4 protein-coding genes are annotated in these 6,685 nt (G+C 41.7%); all 4 read left to right on the top strand.

Going from position 1 to position 6,685, the window contains the following annotated elements; all coding sequences use genetic code 11:
* Positions 1-2,194 (top strand): bifunctional rhamnulose-1-phosphate aldolase/short-chain dehydrogenase (locus DPX34_RS16625; protein ID WP_111979575.1); only part of this gene is annotated, 2,194 nt, incomplete at its 5' end.
* Positions 2,195-2,287: 93 nt separating this feature from the next.
* On the top strand, positions 2,288-3,580 hold the full coding sequence (gene rhaI, locus DPX34_RS16620; RefSeq protein ID WP_111979574.1) for an L-rhamnose catabolism isomerase: 1,293 nt from the start codon (positions 2,288-2,290) through the stop codon (positions 3,578-3,580).
* Between the two features lie 227 nt (positions 3,581-3,807).
* Entirely contained in the window at positions 3,808-4,896 is a 1,089-nt protein-coding gene (gene fbaA, locus DPX34_RS16615) for a class II fructose-bisphosphate aldolase (RefSeq protein ID WP_111979573.1), read from the top strand.
* A complete protein-coding gene (locus DPX34_RS16610; RefSeq protein WP_111979572.1) occupies positions 4,893-5,861 on the top strand; it encodes a class 1 fructose-bisphosphatase in 969 nt (322 codons plus the stop codon). Before fbaA ends, DPX34_RS16610 begins: the two co-directional genes overlap by 4 nt.
* The last annotated feature ends 824 nt before the right edge of the window (positions 5,862-6,685 follow it).

The raw sequence follows: 6,685 nt of genomic DNA, 5'->3' as shown, positions 1-6,685 counted from the left end.
AATGCCGATCAAAAAAAATGAATTTCGCCATGTTGATTACAACTGGGATGATGCTGTTGCGGATACGTTATCGCCAATCGAAAGTTTAGTTTATCGTTCTAATGTTTTAGGTGCAGACCAACGCATTACGAATACGGGCGGCGGTAACACGTCAGCCAAGCTTATCGAGAAGGACCCATTAACGGGTGAAGACGTTGAAGTATTATGGGTAAAAGGCTCTGGCGGTGATTTACGCACATCAAAAGTCGAGAATTTCTCATCATTATATCAAGGTAAATTAAACGCCTTAGATGCGACTTACCAAGCGCGTGATGACAAAGGTTATAAGCAAGCAGGCGAAGATGCGATGATTGGCATGTATAAGCACTGTAACTTTTGCTTAAACCCACGTGCTTCGTCAATTGATACCCCATTACATTCAATGATTGCTGAAAAGCACGTTGACCATTTACACCCTAATGCGGTTATTGCAATCGCGTCATGTAAAGACCAAGAAGCCTTAACCGAAGTGGTTTGGGGCGGCAAGATGGCTTACGTACCGTGGATGCGTCCGGGTTGGGAAGCGGCTAAGGTGTGTGAAGACGCCTATGCAGCGAAGCCAGACAGTATTGGTATTTTATTAGGTCAGCACGGCCATACCAACTGGGAATCAGAAAGTAAAAGTTGTTACGAAACCTCGTTATGGGTGATTGAAACGGCAGCTCGCTATATTGAAGAGCACGACAAAGGCGATATGACCTTTGGTGGTGCAAAAGTTGAAAGTTTACCAGAAGACGCGCGTACTGAATTATTAGCTAAATTTTTACCGGTAGCCCGTGGTATTTTATCAAATAAAGTTAAATTTATTGGTACGGTGCAATCAGATGAAAATGCATTACGTTTTGTTAACAGCGTTGATGCACCGCGTTTAGCGAAGTTAGGCACGTCATGTCCTGACCATTTCTTACGCACTAAAATCCAACCGCTTTACATTGATTTCGACCCGAAAAACGACAGCTTTGACACCTTAGTTGAAAAGCTTAATGCGGGTATCGAGCAATATCGTGTTGAATATGCTGAATATTACAACAACTGTAAGCGTGATGATTCACCGGCTATGCGTGACCCAAGCCCAACGGTTATCTTAATCCCAGGTGTGGGTATTATTGGTTGGGGTAAAAACAAATCAGAATCACGTGTAACCACTGAATTTTATAACTGTGCGATAGAAGTGATGCGTGGTGCAGAAGCGATTAGCGAATACACGGCGTTACCACAGCAAGAAGCGTTTGATATTGAATATTGGGCGCTTGAAGAAGCTAAATTACAGCGTATGCCAAAAGAAGCGCCATTAGCGCGTGACGTGGTTGTGGTTGTCGGTGCAGGTGATGGTATCGGTAAAGAAACCGCATTCCGTGTTGCCAAAGAAGGCGCACATGTGGTTTGTGCTGATTTACGTTTTGAAGCGGCACAAGCAACGGCAGATGAATTAACGGCCATTTATGGTCAAGGTATCGGTGTTGCCGGTACGGGTATTTCGGGTTGTGGTCCAGCGATTGCGCAAGCGGTAAATATTACCGAGCGTGATAGCGTGCAAAAAATGTTTGAGCAAGTGACCTTAGCTTATGGTGGTATTGATAAAGTGATTGTCACGGCGGGTGTTTTCCTTGCGCCGGGTCAATCGGGTATGAGTGACGACCAGCAATTTGATGTGAGCTTTGCGGTTAATGTTAAAGGCGGTTATATCGTTGGCACCGAAGCTAACAAGATATGGCAAGCGCAAAACTTACCGGGTGCGTTAGTGTTAACAACGAGTGTTAATGCGGCGGTTTCTAAGAAAGGTTCATTGGCTTATGACACCAGTAAAGCGGCCGCTAACCACTTAGTGCGTGAATTAGCGGTTGAATTGTCACCGTTAGTGAACGTGAATGGTTTAGCACCCGCGACCGTTGTTAAAGGCAGCACCATGTTCCCACGTGACCGTGTGATAGCGTCATTAACTAAGTACAACGTTGAATTTACTGCGGATGATTCAGATGATGAATTACGCGATAAGTTAGCGATGTTCTATGCTCAACGTACATTAACCAAACAACCGATAACCCCGGCCGACCAAGCGGAAGCGGCTTACTTAATGGTTTCAGGTCAGTTAAGCAAAACGACAGGCCAAATCATTAGTGTAGACGGTGGTTTACACGAAGCGTTTTTACGCTAAGCCGTTTTTACCCGAGTGATGTTCACGGCACGCTAAAAAGCGAGCAGAGCCTGACTTGGGTAAACAAGACAACCGATATTAGGAAACATAAAAATGACTCAACGTATAGATAAAGGCCTAATTGCAGAAGAAAATGCAAAATTAGAAGGCTTCTTAAAAGAAGATTACGCGGCTTTAGGTGCAAAATTAGCGCGTGAAAACATCAATATTGACGACATCACGGCCAAAGCGGAAACGTTTCAAATTGCGGTACCGTCATGGGGCACTGGCACCGGCGGCACACGTTTTGCCCGTTTTCCAGGTGAAGGCGAGCCACGCAATATTTGGGAAAAACTAGAAGACAGCGCGGTTATTAATGATTTATCGCAATGTACCGAGCGCGTATCACCGCATTTTCCGTGGGATAAAGTGGATGACTTTAGCGAACTTAAGCAAACGTCAGATAACTTAAACCTAAAATGGGATTCGATTAACTCGAATACATTCCAAGACCAACCGGGTCAAGAGCATAGCTTTAAATACGGTAGTTTAAGTAACACCAGCCAAGCTTCACGTGATTTAGCGATACAACACAACTTAGATTGTATTGAATACGGTAAAGCATTGGATTCAAAAACGTTAACGGTTTGGGTTGGCGATGGTTCAAATCATCCGGGACAACAGCATTTCCAAGGCGCGTTTGAGCGTTACTTAGAAAGCATGAAAAAAATCTATGCGGGTTTACCGAGTGATTGGGAACTGCATATCGAACATAAAATGTTTGAGCCGGCGTTCTACTCAACGATTATTCAAGATTGGGGCAGCAACATCTTAGCGGCGATGGAATTAGGTCCACAAGCTAAATCATTAGTTGATTTAGGCCATCACGCGCCAAACGTGAACATTGAAATGATAGTGTCGCGTTTAATACAATTTAAGAAATTAGGTGGTTTCCACTTCAATGACTCTAAATATGGCGATGATGATTTAGACAGCGGTAGTTTACACCCGTATCAACAGTTCTTAATTTTTAATGAATTAGTGGATGCAGAATACCGTAACCAAGAAGGTTTTGGCCCGAACTACATGTTGGACCAATCACACAATGTGACAGACCCAATAGAAAGTTTAGTTAATTCAGCGGCGAGCGTACAACGTTCATACGTATCGGCTTTGATAGTAGACCGTGAGAAATTAACAGGTTACCAAACTGAAAACGATGCCTTGATGTGTAGCAATACATTGAAGCATGCGTTTACGACAGATGTATCGCCTATTTTAGCGATGGCGCGTTTACGCAAAGGTGGAGCGATAGACCCAATCGCGGTTTACCGTAAATCAGGTTACCGAGCGCAAGCGGGCGTTGAGCGTCCTAACAGTGGCGGCAACGGTTCGGGTATTGTTTAAGCTCGAATAATAATTTTTATACCCGCTTAGGTTTTTAATGTAAGCGGGTATTATTATTTTTAGTGGTTTCACGAAATATATTATTGGGTAAAACACCCGCAGAATTTAATTTATTTTGTGTAGCTATTAGTTATGTTTTTGAACTAACAGATCAGCGCTAGATAATTAACGGATAAACACAGCCTAAGACCGTAAGGGTCTATTAATATAAAAATATTGGAGCTTTAATGAATAATTTAGCTGATTTGGTACCACCTGGCGTTGTGAGTGGTAAAAATTTAGATACACTTTATCGAGTTGCTCGAGAAAACCAATTTGCTTATCCTGCCGTCAATGTGATTGGTACAAACTCGATCAATGCCGCGCTCGAAGCGGCTCGTGAATGTCAATCGCCTATTATCATTCAACTTTCTTATAGTGGTTCAGCCTTCTTTGTTGGTAAAGGTTCACCCTTAACCGGCCATGAACCCTCTATTGTTGGTGCTATTTCTGCGGCTAATTATATTCATAATGTAGCCGAGCATTATGGTGTCCCGGTTATTTTACATACTGATCATGCGGCCAAAAAATTATTACCTTGGATAGACGGTTTGATGAAAGCGGGTGAAAAACATTTTGCCCAAACTGGGGTTCCTTTATTTAGCTCGCATATGCTTGATCTTTCTGAAGAGCCAATCGAAGAAAACATAGCAACTTGTACTGAATATTTAGCGCGTTTAGCCAAGTTAAATATGGCAATCGAAATTGAATTAGGTTGCACAGGGGGCGAAGAAGACGGTGTTGATAACAGCGATTTAGATAGCTCATTGTTATACACGCAACCTGAAGATGTTGCATATGCCTATGAAGCGTTAAATGCCGTGAGTTCTTCTTTTACTATCGCGGCTTCGTTTGGAAATGTGCACGGGGTTTACAAACCGGGTAATGTAAAATTAACACCTGAAATATTAAAAAATTCTCAAGCGCACGTATCAGAGAAGCACAACTTGCCACACAATCCGCTTAATTTTGTATTTCATGGCGGTTCGGGTTCTGCAACTTCAGAAATTACCGAAGCGATTGAATATGGTGTAATTAAAATGAATATTGACACCGATACTCAATGGGCTTCTTGGAAAGGGGTTTCAGATTATTACCAAGAAAATAAAGCCTTTTTACGTACACAGATAGGCAACCCTAGCGATGCTGACGCGCCTAATAAAAAATACTATGATCCTCGAGTTTGGTTGCGAAAATTAGAACAGTCAATGACTAAACGTTTAGTCCTGTCTTTTACTGAATTGAATTGTTTAAATCGTTACGAGGTGAAAAAATGAAGCGTTTGATACCTTGTTTAGAAGCGGATAAAACCGAAATAGAATTAATTCTGTTGATCAAGACTATCGTGACGGCCTGTAAAGATATCTCGTTTAGAGTAAGCCAAGGTGCATTATCGAATGTACTGGGTTCAACTTTAGATGAAAATATTCAAGGTGAAACACAGAAAAAATTAGATGTATTAAGCAACCAGTTGCTTAAAGATATGTTATTTGAAAGTGGTAAAGTGCGCACGATAGCATCTGAAGAAGAAGACTATGTGGTAGCCGCCACAGAAGGTGCACCTTACATTGTTGCTTTTGATCCCTTAGATGGCTCATCTAACATTGATATCAATGGTCAAATTGGTACGATCTTTACGATTTACCGTGCACGCGATGATGTTCCTTTTGACAGTAAATTACAATTTGCTCAAAAGGGCAGTGAACAAGTGTGTGCTGGTTATGTTTTGTATGGTCCTGCAACTATGCTGGCCATGACCACCGGTGGCCCTACACGTTTGTTTACCTTAGACAAAACACAAGGTTGTTATTTATTAACCGAACCTGAAATGAATATCTCGGCTGATACACAAGAATTTGCCGTTAATATGGCTAATCAAACACAATGGTCTGAGTTGTTTAAAGCTTATATCCACGATTTAGTGGCTGGTGAAAGCGGTGTGCGCAACAAGCGGTTTAACATGCGTTGGAACGGTGCCATGGTTGGCGATGTACATCGTGTTTTATCTCGAGGGGGGATTTTTTGTTATCCAACTAATATTAATAACCCTACGCAACCTGCAAAATTACGTTTACTTTATGAAGCTAACCCACTGGCGATGTTAGTTGAAAATGCACAAGGTAAAGCGTTTACAGAAACAACTCGTATTTTAGATATCGAACCGGATGATATTCATCAACGTGTTGCCGTTATTATGGGCTCGGCGAACGAAGTTGATGCCTGCTTAAATTATTTGCAATAACCCCCATATTTTAAATGACTTGTACCTAAGCCACAAAGTGTAGGTATGAGTTATTTCGAGTCGTGTGCAAAGCTAATTTTTCTAAGGACAGAAAAATTAGCTTTTTTTTTGAGTTACACCCCATTCACTTCAAGGCCTCCGTTCAAATGGGCTTTAAATTGAGGTTAGTTTAGTGACTATAGTCAAAGCGATCGGGTTTTTAGGGGCAGGTTTCTAGCTCCAGACGAAACCTAAGTACTTACATCCATGATAAGCAAAGCCGTCAAAGCTACCGCGTCCTGCTCTCGCCCCTTACCTGCATCCATGCAGGCAAGCTTCGAGACGCCATGAGCATATGCTCTACTATGTGATTGGGGCCGCCTAAATGGATTTAGGTGTTAGAACGACGCAGGAGCCAAAGTCGAGAGTAAGCGCTGACAATGAACCATAAAATCTGAGCGAGAAGACTATATTAATTACTACTAAGTCTCATTACTAACAAAAAAATTGGATCAACGCGGCATAAAAATCATTTTAAAATCATATTTATCATATTTAATTCAATTTGTTGCAAATTTGTGATTGTTAATGATTTGTGTTGGCGTATAATAAAATATTAATGACTCTTTAAATTAATTGTTTGGGTATATACCTTTTCATAAACTTTAAAGACACGATTACATCAAATAACAATACTTTGAAGGCAACAACACATTTTCGACCGCCTATAGTCAAAGCGATCGGGTTTTAGGGGTAGGTTTCGAGTTCCAGACGAAACCTAAGTACTTACATTCATGTAAGCAAAGCCGTCAAAGCTACCGCTTCCTGCTCTCGCCCCTTACCTG

Source organism: Algibacillus agarilyticus (genome assembly GCF_003286125.1).
GTDB classification, from domain to species: Bacteria; Pseudomonadota; Gammaproteobacteria; order Enterobacterales; family Alteromonadaceae; genus Algibacillus; species Algibacillus agarilyticus.
This window is presented reverse-complemented; position numbering and strand designations above follow the sequence as displayed.